Origin of the sequence: Mesorhizobium album (assembly GCF_033977205.1) — a bacterium.
Taxonomy (GTDB): domain Bacteria; phylum Pseudomonadota; class Alphaproteobacteria; order Rhizobiales; family Rhizobiaceae; genus Mesorhizobium; species Mesorhizobium album.
On sequence record NZ_JAVIIW010000007.1, the window covers coordinates 147,274 to 163,391 of the forward strand.

12 protein-coding genes are annotated in these 16,118 nt (G+C 64.6%); 7 read left to right on the plus strand and 5 right to left on the minus strand.

All coding sequences use genetic code 11. The features are described 5' to 3' along the window. The first annotated feature begins 28 nt into the window (after nt 1–28). The 5 genes from RFN28_RS08515 to RFN28_RS08535 all read left to right on the plus strand — a co-directional run bounded on the left by RFN28_RS08515 (nt 29) and on the right by RFN28_RS08535 (nt 5,361). Nucleotides 29–1,288, plus strand: coding sequence for an ABC transporter substrate-binding protein (locus tag RFN28_RS08515; protein WP_320286928.1), 1,260 nt, complete (start codon nt 29–31; stop codon nt 1,286–1,288). A 222-nt stretch (nt 1,289–1,510) separates the two neighbouring features. Continuing rightward, on the plus strand, nt 1,511–2,440 hold the full coding sequence (locus RFN28_RS08520) for a carbohydrate ABC transporter permease (RefSeq protein WP_320286929.1): 930 nt from the start codon (nt 1,511–1,513) through the stop codon (nt 2,438–2,440). Nucleotides 2,441–2,449: 9 nt separating this feature from the next. After that, a complete protein-coding gene (locus RFN28_RS08525; RefSeq protein ID WP_320286930.1) occupies nt 2,450–3,289 on the plus strand; it encodes a carbohydrate ABC transporter permease in 840 nt (279 codons plus the stop codon). Next, nucleotides 3,286–4,347: a Gfo/Idh/MocA family protein gene (locus tag RFN28_RS08530; protein ID WP_320286931.1), complete on the plus strand. Its 1,062-nt coding sequence runs from the start codon at nt 3,286–3,288 to the stop codon at nt 4,345–4,347. Before RFN28_RS08525 ends, RFN28_RS08530 begins: the two co-directional genes overlap by 4 nt. 15 nt (nt 4,348–4,362) lie before the next feature. Then, entirely contained in the window at nt 4,363–5,361 is a 999-nt protein-coding gene (locus tag RFN28_RS08535) for an ABC transporter ATP-binding protein (protein ID WP_320286932.1), read from the plus strand. Between the two features lie 192 nt (nt 5,362–5,553). Here RFN28_RS08535 and RFN28_RS08540 read toward each other — a convergent pair whose 3' ends face one another. The 5 genes from RFN28_RS08540 to RFN28_RS08560 form a co-directional block, all read right to left on the minus strand. After that, nucleotides 5,554–6,399: a fumarylacetoacetate hydrolase family protein gene (locus RFN28_RS08540; RefSeq protein ID WP_320286933.1), complete on the minus strand. Its 846-nt coding sequence runs from the start codon at nt 6,397–6,399 to the stop codon at nt 5,554–5,556. 191 nt (nt 6,400–6,590) lie between these two features. Continuing rightward, complete coding sequence (locus tag RFN28_RS08545; protein WP_320286934.1) at nt 6,591–7,322, minus strand: SDR family oxidoreductase; 732 nt, start codon at nt 7,320–7,322, stop codon at nt 6,591–6,593. Nucleotides 7,323–7,526: 204 nt separating this feature from the next. Beyond that, nucleotides 7,527–9,902, minus strand: coding sequence for an aldehyde dehydrogenase family protein (locus RFN28_RS08550; RefSeq protein ID WP_320286935.1), 2,376 nt, complete (start codon nt 9,900–9,902; stop codon nt 7,527–7,529). A gap of 75 nt (nt 9,903–9,977) precedes the next feature. Beyond that, a complete protein-coding gene (gene deoC, locus RFN28_RS08555) occupies nt 9,978–11,033 on the minus strand; it encodes a deoxyribose-phosphate aldolase (RefSeq protein ID WP_320286936.1) in 1,056 nt (351 codons plus the stop codon). Between the two features lie 153 nt (nt 11,034–11,186). Then, nucleotides 11,187–12,014: a ferredoxin--NADP reductase gene (locus RFN28_RS08560; RefSeq protein ID WP_320286937.1), complete on the minus strand. Its 828-nt coding sequence runs from the start codon at nt 12,012–12,014 to the stop codon at nt 11,187–11,189. Between the two features lie 220 nt (nt 12,015–12,234). Here RFN28_RS08560 and RFN28_RS08565 point away from each other — a divergent pair, with 220 nt between their 5' ends. Next, entirely contained in the window at nt 12,235–14,307 is a 2,073-nt protein-coding gene (locus RFN28_RS08565; protein ID WP_320286938.1) for a hydantoinase/oxoprolinase family protein, read from the plus strand. Nucleotide 14,308: 1 nt separating this feature from the next. After that, complete coding sequence (locus RFN28_RS08570; RefSeq protein WP_320286939.1) at nt 14,309–16,000, plus strand: hydantoinase B/oxoprolinase family protein; 1,692 nt, start codon at nt 14,309–14,311, stop codon at nt 15,998–16,000. The last annotated feature ends 118 nt before the right edge of the window (nt 16,001–16,118 follow it).

Here is a 16,118-nt window from a genome sequence, read left to right on the forward strand (position 1 = left end):
CTGAAAAAGGTCAACAGGGAGACTGGAAATGACGACCAAACTACTGACGGCCCTTCTCATCGGCACGAGCATCCTCGGCACCACCGGGATGGCTCTCGCCGAGGACGTGACGCTCAACATCGAGAGCTGGCGCGGCGACGACCTGACCATCTGGAAGGACAAGCTGATCCCGGCCTTCGAGGCCAAGAATCCCGGCATCAAGGTGGTGTTCGCGCCGTCGGCGCCGACCGAGTACGACGCAGCGCTCGGCGCCAAGCTCACCGCCGGCTCGGCGGGCGACCTGATCACTTGCCGGCCGTTCGACAAGTCGCTGGAGCTGTTCAAGAAGGGCAACCTCGCCGACCTCAGCTCGCTGCCCGGCATGGACAACTTCTCGCCCGTCGCCAAGGCCGCCTGGCAGACCGATGACGGCAAGTCGAGCTTCTGCGTGCCGATGGCTTCGGTCATCCACGGCTTCATCTACAACAAGGACGCCTTCGACAAGCTCGGCCTCAAGGTGCCGACCACGGTCGACGAGTTCTACGCCGTGCTCGACAAGATCAAGGCCGACGGCACCTATATTCCGATGGCGATGGGCACGAAGGATCTCTGGGAAGCCGCGACCATGGGCTACCAGAACATCGGCCCGAACTACTGGAAGGGCGAGGAAGGCCGCCAGGCGCTGATCAAGGGCGAGCAGAAGTTGACCGACCCGCAGTGGGTTGCGCCCTACAAGGAACTGGCCAAGTGGAAGCCCTATCTCGGCGACGGCTTCGAGGCGCAGACCTATCCGGACAGCCAGAACCTGTTCACGCTCGGCCGCGCCGCCATCTACCCGGCCGGCTCGTGGGAGATCGGCCTGTTCAACACGCAGGCGCAGTTCAAGATGGGCGCCTTCCCGCCGCCGGTGCAGAAGGCTGGCGACACCTGCTACATCTCCGACCATACCGACATCGGCATGGGCCTGAATGCAGCCTCGAAGCACCCGGAAGAGGCCAAGAAGTTCCTGGCCTGGGTCGCTTCGCCGGACTTCGCCACCATCTACGCCAACGCGCTGCCGGGCTTCTTCAGCCTGAACAGCACGCCGGTGAAGATGGAAGACCCGCTGGCGCAGGAATTCGTCTCCTGGCGCGGCAAGTGCAAGTCGACGATCCGCTCGACCTACCAGATCCTGTCGCGCGGCACGCCGAACCTCGAGAACGAGACCTGGGTTGAATCGGCCAACGTGATCAACGGCACCGACACGCCGGAAGCCGCGGCCAAGAAGCTGCAGGACGGCCTCGACAGCTGGTACAAGCCGGCGAAGTAACCTTTTGCCAATCGAGCCGGCCGGGCGCCAACCCGGCCGGTATTCGGACAGTTTTAGATAGCGATTGTCGGCGCCGCCTCTCGGTCTTACCCTCACCCTTGCGGGGAAGACGAAGCCGCACTGTCGCTGGCCCTGCCCTCCCCGAGGATAATCAGGCCGCGCATCGAGGCATCAGCTAAGCATTCATCGACCTGGAACCGAGAGACGGCAGGGACCGAACTCATGGCCGCACAAACACGACCCAAGAAACCGATCCGCTGGCATATCGGCGTCTTCCTGGCGCCGGCGGTGCTCGTCTACACGGCGGTCATGATCCTGCCGCTGTTCGGCACGCTGCAGCTCTCCCTGTTCCGCAACGTCGAGCAATCCCAGGTCTTTGTCGGGCTCGGCAATTTCCGCACGCTCTTCGGCGACCCCAACTGGTCGGTGAATTTCTGGAATGCGCTGAGGGACAATGTCTGGTTCTTCATCATCCACATGCTGGTGCAGAATCCGATCGGCATCCTTCTGGCGGCGCTTCTCTCCAGCCCGAGGCTGCGCTTCGCCGCGTTCTATCGCACGGCGATCTTCGTGCCGACGATCCTGTCCTTCGTCATCGTCGGCTTCGCCTGGAAGCTTATCCTGTCGCCGATCTGGGGCGTCGCGCCGCACCTGCTCGACTTCGTCGGGCTGAAGAGCCTGTTCACGCCGTGGCTCGGCAAGGAACAGTATGCGCTGACCGCGCTCAGCCTGGTCTCGGTCTGGCAGTTCGTCGGCATCCCGATGATGCTGATCTATGCGGCGCTGCTGTCGATCCCCGACGAGGTGATCGAGGCCGCCGAATGCGACGGCATCACCGGCATGGCGCAGTTCTGGAAGATCAAGCTGCCGCTGATCCTGCCTTCCATCGGCATCATCTCGATCCTGACCTTCGTCGGCAATTTCAACGCCTTCGACCTGATCTACACGGCGCAAGGCGCACTGGCCGGTCCGAACTATTCGACCGACATCCTCGGCACCTTCCTCTACCGGGCCTTCTTCGGCTTCCAGCTGCAGGTCGGCGACCCGAACATGGGTGCTGCGATCGCCACGATGATGTTCCTGATTATCCTGGCCGGCGTCTGCGTCTACCTGTTCCTCGTCCAGACGCGCCTGCGTCGCTACCAGTTCTGAGGGCGCGCCATGAGCACCGCAACACATTCGCTTCCCCGCACCATCGGCGCCCACGCCGTCCTTTTGACCTATACGGTGATCGCACTGTTCCCAGTGATCCTGGTCATTGTGAACTCGTTCAAGTCGCGCGCCGCCATCTTTGGCGCGCCGCTGACGCCGCCGACGCCGAAGACCTTCGACCTGATCGGCTACGCAACCGTGTTCGGACAGGGCGACTTCCTGCACTATTTCCAGAACAGCCTCGTCGTCACCGTCGCCTCGTTGTTCTTCGTGCTTTTGTTCGGCGCCATGGCCGGCTTCGCGCTTTCGGAATACCGCTTCCGCGGCAACACGATGATGGGGCTCTATCTGGCGCTCGGCATCATGATCCCGATCCGGCTCGGCACCGTCGCCATCCTGCAATTGATGGTGGCGACCGGGCTGGTCAACACGCTGACGGCGCTGATCCTGGTCTACACCGCTCAAGGCCTGCCGCTCGCGATCTTCATCCTGTCGGAATTCATGAAGCAGGTCTCGGACGACCTTAAGAATGCAGGCAGGATCGACGGGCTGTCGGAATACACGATCTTCTTCCGCCTGGTGCTGCCGCTGGTGCGCCCGTCCATGGCGACCGTCGCCGTCTTCACCATGATCCCGATCTGGAACGACCTGTGGTTTCCGCTGATCCTGGCGCCGTCGGAAGAGACCAAGACGGTGACGCTCGGCGCGCAGCTCTTCCTCGGCCAGTTCGTCACCAACTGGAACGCGATCCTGGCGGCGCTGTCGCTGGCGATCCTGCCCGTGCTGATCCTCTACGTCATCTTCTCGCGGCAGCTGATCCGCGGCATCACCTCCGGAGCCGTCAAGTGAGTTCTGAAAAACCTCTTTGCGTCGTCGTCGCCGGCCTCGGCAATATGGGCCGCAGCCATGCGCTCGCCTACCACACCAATCCGGGCTTCGAGATCGCGGCCTTGGTCAATCGTTCCGATGTGCCGCTACCGGAGGGGCTCGCCGGCTATGCTATCCGCCGCTCCTTCGAGGACGCGCTGCGCGACGAGAAGCCGGACGTGGCTGCGATCGCCACCTATTCGGACAGCCACGCCGACTATGCGGTGCGGGCGTTCGAGGCGGGCTGCCATGTCTTCGTCGAGAAGCCGCTGGCGACCACGGTGGCAGACGCAAGGCGCGTCGTCGATGCCGCCAAGGCCAACGGCAGGAAACTGGTGATCGGCTATATCCTGCGCCACCATCCGTCCTGGATGCGGCTGATCGCCGAGGCACGCAAGCTCGGCGGTCCCTACGTTTTCCGTATGAACCTCAACCAGCAGTCCTCCGGCCATAGCTGGGAGACGCACAAGCAGCTGATGCAGACGACCTCGCCGATCGTCGACTGCGGCGTGCACTATCTCGACGTGATGCTGCAGATCACCGACGCCAGGCCGGTCGAGGTGCGCGGCATGGGGGTGCGGCTCTCCGATGAGGTCGCGCCGTCGATGTACAATTACGGCCACCTGCAGGTGCTGTTCGACGACGGCTCGGTCGGCTGGTACGAAGCCGGCTGGGGTCCGATGATCTCGGAGACCGCCTTCTTCGTGAAGGACGTGATGTCGCCCAGGGGCTGCGTGTCGATCGTCATGAAGGAGGGCGTGAAGTCCGACGACATCGACACCCACACCAAGACCTCGACCATCCGCCTGCACAGCGCTGCGACCGGACCGGACGGCAGGTTCGCCAGGGAGGACGAATTGCTGTCGATGGAGGGCGAACCGGGACACCAGGAGCTCTGCGACCGCGAACAGGCCTTCCTGCTCAAGGCCATCCGCGAGGACATCGACCTCACCCGCCACATGGACGACGCTGTGAAGTCGCTCGCCGTCTGCCTCGCCGCGGACGAGAGCGTGCGCACCGGCGCCCCAATCAAACTCTAGAACAAGGACGAAGCCGTGGGCTCGCTGAACATCGAGAATGTGAAGAAGGCGTTTGGGCCGGTCGAGGTGCTGAAGGGCATCGACCTCGCGGTCAATGACGGCGAGTTCGTCGTCTTCGTCGGCCCGTCCGGCTGCGGAAAGTCGACGCTGCTGCGTGTGATCGCCGGGCTGGAGGATTCGACCTCCGGCCGCGTGCTGATCGACGGCGACGACGTCTCGGTCACGCCACCGGCCAAGCGCGGCATCGCCATGGTGTTCCAGACCTATGCGCTCTATCCGCATCTGACGGTGAAGAACAATATGGGCCTCGGCCTGAAGCAGGCCGGCACGCCTTCGGCCGAGATCGACCGCCGCATCAAGATCGCTTCGGCCATGCTGTCGCTCGAGCCCTATCTGGAGCGGCGGCCGGCGGAACTGTCGGGCGGGCAGCGCCAGCGCGTCGCCATCGGCCGCGCCGTCGTGCGCGAGCCGAAGCTCTTCCTCTTCGACGAGCCGCTGTCGAACCTCGATGCGGCACTTCGCGTTAACACAAGGCTGGAGATCGCGCAGCTGCACCGGCGGCTGAAAGCGACGATGATCTATGTCACTCACGACCAGGTCGAAGCGATGACGCTGGCCGACAAGATCGTAGTGCTCAATGCGGGGCGAATCGAGCAGATCGGCAGCCCGATGGAGCTCTACAATTCGCCGGCCAACGAGTTCGTCGCCGGCTTCATCGGCTCGCCGAAGATGAACTTCATCGACGGCGCCAAGCTAGGCGAGACGGCGAAAACCGTCGGCGTACGCCCCGAGCATCTGACCGTCGACGCGAAAGCCGGTGCCTGGAAAGGCACGGTGGTGCATGCCGAGCATCTCGGCGCCGACACCAACCTCTATCTCGACTGCGAGAAGGCCGGGCTGCTCACGGTGCGCATCTTCGGCGTCTACAATGCCGAGCCGGGCGCGACGCTTTATGCGACGCCGGATCCGGCGAAGACGTATCGCTTCGGAGCGGATGGGAAGGTGCTGAAATAAGCGCCGGCGCCCCCTTCTCCCCTTGTTGGAGAAGGTGTGTCGCCGAAGGCGGCGGATGAGGGGTGTTGGAAGGATCGCCGCCTTACAATCCTTCGATATTCGACGCCTCACTCCGTCCAGCACCCCTCATCCGTCTCGGCGCTGCGCGCCGATCCACCTTCTCCCACAAGGGGAGAAGGAGAGGGCAGCGCCTTACTCGTCCGCCCTGAACGTCTGCATCTGCTGGCCCATGCCTTCGATGCCGAGCTCGACGACGTCGCCGGGCTTCAGGAACACCGGCGGCTTCATGCCCAGGCCGACGCCGGGCGGGGTGCCGGTGGAGATGATGTCACCGGGATGCAGCGACATGAACTGGCTGAGATAGGCAACCAGATATTTGACGCCGTAGATCATGGTCCTGGTCGAGCCGTTCTGCATAGTCTTGCCGTTGACGGTCAGCCACATCTTGAGGTTCTGCGGGTCGGCGATCTCGTCCTTGGTCACCAGCCACGGGCCGATCGGACCGAAGGTGTCGCAGGACTTGCCCTTGGTCCACTGGCCCTGGCGCTCGGCCTGGAAAGCACGCTCCGACACGTCGTGCGCGACGCAATAGCCGGCAACATAGTCCAGCGCATTGTCTTCGCTGACATACTTCGCGGTCTTGCCGATGACGACGCCGAGCTCGACCTCCCAGTCGGTCTTGACCGAGCCGCGCGGGATGAGCACGTCGTCGTCCGGCCCGACGATGGCCGAGCTTGCCTTCATGAAGATGATCGGCTCCGGCGGCACGGTGGCGCCGGTCTCGGCGGCATGGTCGGAATAGTTGAGGCCGATGCAGATGAATTTTCCCGTGCCGGCGACGCAGGCGCCGATGCGCGGGCTACCGGAAACCGCCGGCAGCGATTTCAGATCGAGTTTCGAGAGCATGTCCAGCGAAGCCGGATGGAGCGCCGTGCCGGCGATGTCGGCGACATAGGCCGAAAGGTCGCGGATCGTGCCATCCTGATCGAGCAGGCCGGGACGTTCGCTCCCCACCTCGCCATAGCGCAGCAACTTCATCTTTGTTCTCCTTCCTGCGGCCAAAGGCCATTCTGCAAACTCGTTCGCCGGGGCGATTGTCCGTTGCGAAGCCGGGCGGACCGTACCTATCGGCCTGATACCCGGCAAGCGCGCATGCCACTCAAAGATCCGGAGGGGGCGGGATTTTCAGACTCTCCGATCTCCTGGCAACGCTGCCCAGCTTCCTGTCGTCAGATCGACCAGCCGCCGTCGATATTGTAGGCCTGACCCGACGTATAGCTCGCTCCCGCCAGATAGACGGCGAGATCGGCGATTTCTTCCGGCGTGCCGAGCCTTCCCATCGGCTGGCGGGCGATAAAGGCGGCGCGCGCCGCCTCATAGTCGCCCTGCGCATGCATACGGTCCTGCAGCGAGGGGCTCTCGACCGTGCCGGGGCAGATGGCGTTGCAGCGGATTCCTCGAGCGACATAGTCGGCGGCGACCGCCTTGGTGAGGCCGACGACCGCCGCCTTGGTCAGGCCGTAGACGAAGCGGTTCGGCACGCCCTTCTGCGAGCTTGCCAGCGACGCCATGTTGATGATCGACCCGTCGCCGCGCTCCAGCATGCCGGGCAGCACCGCGCGGATGGTGCGGATCATGGAGCGGACGTTGAGGTTCAGCGCGAATTCGAGGTCTTCATCCTTCATTTCGAGGATGGAGCCCGAATGGACGAAGCCGGCACAGTTGAACAGCACATCAACCCGGCCGATCTCGGCGAAGGCAGCCGCGACGGCTGCGTCATCGAGCACGTCGAGCTTGCGGGTTTTGATGCCAGATGTCTTGGCGAGCTCGGCTAGCAGTGGCTCGTTAATGTCGGTGGCATGAACCGTGGCGCCTGCCTTGGCGAAAGCCAGCGCGCTCGCCCGCCCTATGCCTTGCGCCGCCGCGGTGACGACGACCACCTTGCCTGTCAGATCCGCCATTCTTCCCTCCAGGTCACGCAAGCTGTTCTTACCGGCGGCCAGACGGGACGCAATGTGCCAGCCGAACCTGCTGCCTGACCGGTTGCTTGCCGCAGGCTAATTGTTTTTTCTGGTTAAAGAACACATGACGGCGCGTCAAGCCGGGAGATCTGCGGCAAACGCGCCCGAATTTGCAAGGCGCGCCGCCTGTTTTGGAAACGCGCTTCAGTCGCCGTAAGGCACCCAGACGTTCTTGACCTCAATGCCTCGGCGCAGGAAGGCCTCGCCGGCGGCGTCGGCCGAAGCCCAGTCGAGGTTGCGGCCATTGCCGGTCCAGACGCGCTTAAGATTGCCGATGGAATCGGCTTCCGCCTTGGCGCAGGTGTCGGCATCGGCAAACACCCAGAGCCCGTCGACATCGTCATGCTTGGCCAGCACGCCGGCAAGTTCGGCGCTGCGGCCGGTGACGATATTGATGGCGCCGGCCGGAATGTCGGAATATTCGATCACCTGGTAAAGGTCGGTGGCAAGTAGAGGATGCCGCTCGGACGGCACGGCCACCACGGTGTTGCCCATGGCGAGCGCCGGCGCCACCAGCGAGATGAAGTTGAGCAGCGGCTGGTTGTCCGGCGCGACGATGCCGACCACGCCCACCGGCTCATGCAGCGCCAAAGTGACGACGCGGGCCGGCGGCTGGTGCACGCGCGCCTCGAACTTGTCGGCGAGGCCGGCATAGAGGAACAGCCGTTCGATGGAAAGGTCGACTTCCTCCCGCGCGGCCTTTGCCGTGACGCCGGTAAGCTGGACAAGGCGTGCAGCGAACTCCTCGGCGCGGCCGGAAAGGTTTTCGGCGAAATAGTAGAGCACCTGGCTGCGGTTGAAGGCCGTGGCATCCGGCCAGGCCCTGCAGGCGCGCGCGGCAGCGACAGCGTCGCGGATGTCCTTGCGGTTGCCGAGGCCAACCTCGCCGGCAAGCTCGCCCTTGGCGGTGGCAACGGCCAGCGAATAATTGCCGTCCGGCCGCACCTGCTTGCCGCCGATGAACAGCTTTGCCGTGCGGTCGATGGCCGAACCGTCGGCCTGCTCGACGGGCTGGGCCGAGCCGGCTGTGGCGGGCTTGATGACGGGGCCAATGGGCAGCTTCACTGCCAGATATTCGAACATGCCTTCGCGCCCGCCTTCGCGGCCGAAACCGCTTTCGCGGTAGCCGCCGAAGCCACAGGCGGCGTCGAACATGTTGGTGCCGTTGACCCAGACGACGCCGGCCTTCAATTGCGGCGCGACGTGCAATGCGAGGTTGACGTTCTCGCTCCATACCGAGGCGGCAAGGCCGTAGCGGGTGTTGTTGGCAAGCTCGATGGCTTCCTCGGTGTTGCGGAAGCTCATCGTCGCGAGCACCGGTCCGAACACCTCCTCCTGCGCCAAGATATTAGTCGGCGAAACAGACGTCGCCAGCGTCGGCAGATGATAGTAGCCTGTGGCCGGCAGAGCGGCGTCCGGCTGCCAGCACACGGCGCCTTGCTTCGCGCCTTCGGCGATCAGGCCCTTGACGCGGTCGAGCTGCGTGCGGTCGACCAGTGGGCCGATATCGGTGTTCTTGTCGAGCGGGCTGCCGACGCGCAGCCGGCTCATCCTCACCTTGACCTTGGCGACGAAGGCTTCGGCGATGCCTTCCTGCACCAGCAGGCGCGACCCGGCGCAGCAGACCTGGCCCTGGTTGAACCAGATGCCGTCGACCAGACCCTCGACGGCACTGTCGAGGTCAGCATCCTCGAAGACGATGAAGGCCGACTTGCCGCCAAGCTCCAGCGAAAGCTTCTTGCCCGATCCGGCCGTCGCCTTGCGGATGATCTTGCCTACTTCCGAAGAGCCGGTGAAGGCGATCTTCTGGACGCCGGGATGATTGACGATCGCAGCCCCCGCTTCGGGCCCGCCTTGAACGATGTTGACGACGCCTTTCGGCACGCCGGCGCGCTCGCAGATCTCGGCGAAAAGGATGGCGGTGAGCGGCGTGAATTCGGCCGGCTTCAGCACCACGGTGCAGCCGGCGGCAAGCGCGGGCGCGATCTTCCAGGCGAGCATCAGCAGCGGGAAATTCCATGGGATGACCTGGCCGACGACGCCAACCGCCTTGTGGTCGGGAAAATCCTTTTCCAGCGTCTGCGCCCAGCCGGCATGGTGGATGAAATGGCGGATCGCCAGCGGCACGTCGATGTCGCGGCTCTCGCGGATCGGCTTGCCGTTGTCGATCGATTCCAGCACCGCGAACAGGCGCTGGTGGCGCTGCATGGCGCGGCCGATGGCGTAAAGCACCTTGGCTCTGGCGTAGCCCGAACTGGCGCTCCACTTCGGCAGCGCCTTGGCGGCCGCCGCGACCGCGGCGTCGATGTCCGCGGCGCCCGCATCCGAGACCTTGGCGAGCAGCTTGCCGGAGGACGGCTCGCTGGTGTCGAAAGTTTTGCCACTTGCCGCCGCCTTCCAGGCGCCGTCGATGAACAGTGCCTTGGAGAAGTCGCGGCCCGCGAGCCAGGCATCGGCCTCGTTGCGGGCTTCCGGCGCCGGGCCGTATTCCATGGCGTGATAGCGTTCGAGAATATTCATGGGGCGCTCCTTTAAGAGGAGATTCTTGGCGAGGTTGGCGATCCTTCGAACTCGACGTTCAAGGTTATGGCCTGCTCACGCCATCGCGTGGCGATGGTTGGCCGAATAATGGCCGGTCAGGTGATGCTCGAGCTGGCGTTCGATGTCGGTGAGCAGGCTGGAGGCGCCGAAGCGGAACAGGTCCGGCTCGAGCCAGGGCCGGCCGAGCTCCTCCTTCATCAGGACCAGCCAGTCCAGCGAGGCTTTGGCGGTGGAAATGCCGCCGGCCGGCTTGAAGCCGATGAGGTAGCCGGTCTCCTCGAAATAGGCGCGGATGGCGCGCACCATGGCAAGGCCGACGGGAAGCGTGGCGTTGACGCTTTCCTTGCCGGTCGAGGTCTTGATGAAATCGGCGCCCGCCATCATCGCCACCATTGAGGCGAGCATGACATTGCGCAGCGTGGAGAGATCGCCGGTGCCGAGGATGACCTTCAAGTGCGCATCGCCGCAGGCGGCGCGCATGGCGACGATCTCGTTGAACAGCTCGCGCCATTTGGCGCCGTAGACCAGGCCGCGCGGAATGACGACATCGATCTCGTCGGCGCCGTCGCGCACCGAGGCCTCGATCTCCTGCAGCCTGGTCGAGAGCGGCGCAAGGCCATGCGGAAAGGCGGTGGAGACGGCGGCGACATGGATGCCGGTGCCGCGCAGCGCCTCGACCGCGGTGGCGACGAAGGGATGATAGACGCAGACCGCCGCCGGACGGATGGTTTCGCCGGCGATGCCCAGACCTTCGACGATATCCTTGCGAAGCGGATTGATCGCCTTGGCGCAGAGCCGGCGCACGCGCTCGTCGGTGTCGTTGGAATTCAGCGTCGTGAGGTCCATGCAGGCAATCGCCCGCAGCAGCCAGGCGGCCTGGTTGTCGGCCTTGATCGAGCGCCGCTTGGTCAGCGTGGCGACACGCCGCTCCAGCGCCGAGCGGTTGACGCTGCGCACGGATTCGAGGAAGCCTAGATCGAGCTTCATGCCGGGATTGCGGGCGATGCCGTGTTCCAGCGGCATCGGCGTGTTGGCGGCGGCGCGCGCAGGTAGCGGCATAACCTTGGATGCGCCGGCGCCTGCGCCGGCCTCGCGGATCGTGCTGCTCATCTCCTGCCCTTTCATCAGCGGCCTCAGCCGAAGATAGCCCGTGAAGCGATGCTTCACGAGTCCTTGAAAGCGTCATAACGGAAAAAGGCCGCGAAAGCAGCTCAATTTTGACCGCATGGTCAAAAGAGAAAATCGAAGAGAGGCGGCGCGCCGTCAGCCGACGAAGGCGCGCTCGACGACGAAGCTTGCCGGGTGGCTCAGCGAGCCTTCCTGGAAGCCGAGGCTCTCGGCGAGTTCCTTGACGTCCTTGAGCATATGCATCGAGCCGCAGATCATGATGCGGTCGGTCTCGGGGTTGAGCTTCTCGATGCCAAGGTCGGAATAGAACTTGCCCGAGCCGATCAGCGCGGTGATGCGGCCCATCCGCGGCGACTCCTCGCGGGTCGTCGAATTGTAGAGCGTGACGCGACCCTCGGTCAGCTCGCCGATCAGCGGATCGTTCTCCAGTGCCGCCACCAGCTCCTGGCCGTAGGTGAGTTCGGCCTTGTCGCGGCAGGTGTGGGTGAGGATGACCTGGTCGAACTTCTCATAGGTCTCGGGATCGCGCAGCAGGCTGGCGAAGGGCGCGATGCCGGTGCCAGTCGAGATCATGAACAGACGCTTTGCCGGGGTCAGCGCGTCGAGCACCAGCGTGCCGGTCGCCTTCTGGCGCATGATGACGGTGTCGCCGACCTCGATTTTCTGCAGCTCGGAGGTCAGCGGACCGTCCGGCACCTTGATCGAGAAGAACTCAAGCTCGTCGTCCCAGGACGGGCTGGCGACCGAATAAGCGCGGAAGATCGGCTTCTCGGCATTGGGCAGGCCGATCATGACGAACTCGCCGGAGCGGAAGCGCAGCGACTGCGGGCGGGTGATGCGGAACGAAAACAGCCGGTCCGTGTAATGCTTCACCGAAACCACCGTTTCGGCGTAGACATTGGCCGGGATCGGAAACTGAAGTGGCCTGGCGCCGGCGATGTTGACCGCGGATGTCGTGTTCATCAAACCCAACTTTCCGGCGCGGACGCGAGGCGCTGGCGCCAAACCTTATCCCTGCGCGTCCGAACGGTCGGGTTCCGACGCGCCTCTCACACACTGCCAGCAGTAGGCCCTTGTGTTGGAAACTTATTAGTATACAAACGATCTTGAGGTCAAGATCGAGGCGTAAAACACCTTTCCAAACTGGGACATATCCGTAGTCTTAGCATTTCGGGTTTCGATAATGGATGAGAAATTTTCGGCATCGGCGGGAAATGTTGTCGCAGGCATCGATGTCGGGGGAACCTTCACCGACCTGCTGCTGATCGACGGCAAGGCAGGCGGCAAGGTGCATATCGCCAAGACGCCGACCACGGTGGAAAACCAGGCGTTCGGCGTAGTCGCCGCCCTTGCCGCGACTGGCTTTCCGGTCGACGGCATCGACCTCATCGTGCATGGCACGACGACAACGACCAATGCCGTGCTGGAGCGCCGGCTGGCACGGACCGGCATGATCACCACGCGCGGCTTTCGCGACGTGATCGAGCTCGGACGGCGCACCAGGCCCCAGGCCTATGGCATGACGGGCACCTTCGTGCCGGTCATTCCGCGCGATCTGCGGCTCGAAGTGTCGGAGCGGGTCGAAGCGTCCGGCGCCGTTCGCATCCCGCTCGACGAAAACGAGATGCGCGACGCGGTGAAGCGGCTGCTGGATAGGGGCTGCGAGTCGCTCGTCATCCATTTCCTGCATTCCTACGCCAACCCCTCGCACGAGCGTCGCGCCGCCGAGATTGCCGCGGAGCTCTGGCCGAACGGCCACATCACCACCGGCCATGCGCTGCTTTCGGAAGCGCGCGAGTTCGAACGCGGCGTGACGGCCGCAGTCAACGCCTCGGTGCAGCCGATCCTGGAGCGCTATGTCGAGCGGTTGCGCAAGGAACTCGCGGCAAAAGGCTATGCGCGCGACTTCCTGATCATGAACGGCAATGGCGGCATGATCTCGGCCCGCTTCGTCACGCAGGAATCGGCCAAGACGGTGATGTCCGGCCCCGCCTCCGGCGTGATTGCCGCCGCCTACACCGGAAAGCGCGCCGGCTTCGGCAACCTCGTCACCTACGATATGGGCGGCACCTCGACCGACGTGGCGCTGATCCGCAACGCCGAACCCGCCGTGTCGAACGAGATCGAGATCGAATATGCGATGCCGATCCATGTGCCCATGGTGGCGGTGCACACCGTCGGCGCCGGGGGCGGCTCGATCGCGCGCGTCGATGCGGCCGGGCTGATCCAGATCGGCCCGGAAAGCGCCGGCGCCAATCCCGGCCCGATCTGCTACGGGCGCGGCGGCACAGAACCGACCATAACCGACGCCAATCTGGTGCTCGGTCGGCTGGCGCCGAAGAAGCTGCTGGCGGTGGACAATCCGGTCACCATCGAGCGCGTCACCGGCATATTCGAAGACAGGATCGGCAAGCACACCGGGCTCTCCGGCGTAGAGGCGGCCGGCGCGGTGCTCAGACTCGGCAACATGAAGATGGCGGGCGCCATCCGCATGGTTTCGGTGTCGCGCGGCCACGACCCGCGCGACTTCGCGCTGTTTGCCTTCGGCGGCGCCGGGCCGCTGCATGCGACGGCACTCGCCCGCGAGCTCGGCCTGCCCAGGGTACTGGTGCCGGCGCGGCCCGGCATCACCAATGCGCTCGGATGCGTCGTCGCAGATCTCAGGCACGATTTTGTCAACACAATCAACCTGCCGGTGGCTGGCCTCGATGAAAGCCTTATGCGCTCGGTGTTGAAACGGCACCGGAACGAAGGTGAGGCGCTGATCGCCAAGGAAGCGGTGAGGCCGAACGCGATCCGCGTCACCCATTCCGCCGACATGCAGTTCGTCGGCCAGACGCACATCATCAATGTGCCGTTGCCATCATCGTCGGTCACGCGGGAAACCTTGCAGCAACTGTTCGAAAAGGCCTATTTCGCACGTTTCAAGGTCGAGCTGCCGGAGATCCGCGCCAACCTCGTCAACCTCAACACGTCGGTGACCGGCGTGCGGCCGCAAATCGACCTGTCGCGACTGATCGACCCGGCCGGGCGCGCGGCGACGCTTGACGAAGCGCGGCGCGAGATCCGGCCGGTCTGGTACCACGGGACCTGGCACGACACGCCGGTCTATGCCCGCGAAAAGCTGCCGCTCGACGCAACAATCGAGGGTCCGGCGATCCTGGAACAGATGGATGCCACCACAGTGCTGGAACCCGGCGACCATGCGCGCTCGGACGCCGACGGCAACATCATCATCGACATCAGCGAGGCTTGATATGGCAAAGCTCGACACGATCACGCTCTCGGTGCTGCAGGCGGCCCTGCAGCAGGTCTGCGACGAGATGGATCTGACGTTCTCCCGCGCGGCCTTCTCGCCGGTCATCGCCGAGGCCAACGACCGCTCGGATGGCATCTATTCGGCGGTCGACGGCTCGCTGATCGCGCAAGGCAGCCAGGGCCTGCCGGTGTTCGTCGGCGTCATGCAATATTCGACGAAGACGGTGATCGAGATGATCGCCGACGGTCGCTGCCTGGCGCCGGAACCCGGCGACATCTACATCGTCAACGACCCCTATCTCGGCGGCACGCATCTGATGGATGTGCGCTTCGTCATGCCGGTCTACCGCGGCGGAAAGATCTTCTGCTGGCTCTCCAACACTGGCCATTGGCCGGACATCGGCGGTTCGGTGCCGGGCGGCTTCTCGGCCTCGGCCACCGCCGTCGAGCAGGAAGGCCTGCGCCTGCCGCCGGTGAAGCTGTTCAAGAAGGGCGCGCTCGATCCCGAGATCTACGCCATCATCTGCTCGAACATCCGCGTCGCCGACCAGCGCATCGGCGACATCCGCGCGCAGGCCGCGGCGCTGCTGATCGGCCAGGACAGGCTCAATGAAATCCTCGATCGTTACGGAGATGAAACTGTTGTCGAGGCCATCGCCGAGCTGCGGCGCCGCGCCGCCGACCAGATGCGCGCCTCGATCGCCGTCATACCGGACGGCGTCTACCGCTCGCAGGCCTTCGTCGATTCCGATGGCGTGGTGAACGAGCCGCTGACCATCAACCTCGCCGTCGAGAAGAAGGGCGACACGCTGACCTTCGATTTCGCCGGCTCGTCGAAGCCTTGCGCCGGGCCGATGAACAGCGTGCTGGCGACGACGCTATCGTCGGTCTATCTCGCCATGCGCCATATCTTCCCGGAAGTGCCAATCAGCGCCGGCGCCTTCCAGCCGCTGAATGTCAAGCGGCCGGAAGGTACTTTCCTCGACGCGAAATATCCGCGCCCGGTCTCCGGCTGCGCGGCGGAGGTTTCGCAGCGCATCGCGGAAGCCGTGTTCGCAGCCATGGTGCAGGCGCTGCCGGAGAAGGTGACGGCCGCACCCGCCGGCTCCAGCGGCAATTTCGCGCTCGGCGGCAACGACCCGGCGCGCGGGCGCGACTATGTGATGTACCAGATTTCGGGCGGCGGCTATGGCGGCAATGCCGGCCATGACGGCTTGAGCAATGGCTGCTCGACCATCGGCATTTCGAAATCGCCGCCGGTCGAGATTATGGAGCAGGCGTTCCCAGTGCTCTACCGGCATTATGCGCTGCGCGAAGGCTCGGGCGGCGCGGGCAAGCATCGCGGCGGCTTCGGGCTTGCCTATGAGGTCGAGATATTGCGGGGTGAAGCCCGCGCGTCCTTCGTCATGGATCACGGCCGCTTCGGGCCGCAGGGCGCGCTCGGCGGCAGGGACGGTGCGCCGAACAGCGTGACCGTGTTCCGGGGCGGCGAAGCGCATGTGCCGCCGCATCTTTCCAAGGAGCAGGACATCGCGCTCAAGGCCGGCGATCGCGTGCGGGTCGGCACGCCCGGCGGAGGCGGCTATGGCGACCCGCGCGAGCGCGATCCGAAGCTCGTCGCCGAGGATGTGCGGCTGGGCTACTATACGGCCGAACAGGCGCGGGAGATGTTCGGTGGGTCTTTCGGCTGACGGCTTCGCGTCGCGCCGCCCAGGCGCCCGATTATGCGCCGCCCAGGCGCCTGCGGCAGTGGCGCGCTCATCCAACACTACCCCACATATTATCATCGCCCGCGCCGTCGAAACCGCC

Coding starts and splice junctions, on each gene's coding strand:
- RFN28_RS08515 (WP_320286928.1), top strand. CDS start 29: ATGACGACCAAACTACTGACGGCCCTTCTCATCGGCACGAGCATCCTC.
- RFN28_RS08520 (WP_320286929.1), top strand. CDS start 1,511: ATGGCCGCACAAACACGACCCAAGAAACCGATCCGCTGGCATATCGGC.
- RFN28_RS08525 (WP_320286930.1), top strand. CDS start 2,450: ATGAGCACCGCAACACATTCGCTTCCCCGCACCATCGGCGCCCACGCC.
- RFN28_RS08540 (WP_320286933.1), bottom strand. CDS start 6,399: ATGAAGTTGCTGCGCTATGGCGAGGTGGGGAGCGAACGTCCCGGCCTG.
- RFN28_RS08545 (WP_320286934.1), bottom strand. CDS start 7,322: ATGGCGGATCTGACAGGCAAGGTGGTCGTCGTCACCGCGGCGGCGCAA.
- RFN28_RS08550 (WP_320286935.1), bottom strand. CDS start 9,902: ATGAATATTCTCGAACGCTATCACGCCATGGAATACGGCCCGGCGCCG.
- deoC (WP_320286936.1), bottom strand. CDS start 11,033: ATGAGCAGCACGATCCGCGAGGCCGGCGCAGGCGCCGGCGCATCCAAG.
- RFN28_RS08560 (WP_320286937.1), bottom strand. CDS start 12,014: ATGAACACGACATCCGCGGTCAACATCGCCGGCGCCAGGCCACTTCAG.
- RFN28_RS08565 (WP_320286938.1), top strand. CDS start 12,235: ATGGATGAGAAATTTTCGGCATCGGCGGGAAATGTTGTCGCAGGCATC.
- RFN28_RS08570 (WP_320286939.1), top strand. CDS start 14,309: ATGGCAAAGCTCGACACGATCACGCTCTCGGTGCTGCAGGCGGCCCTG.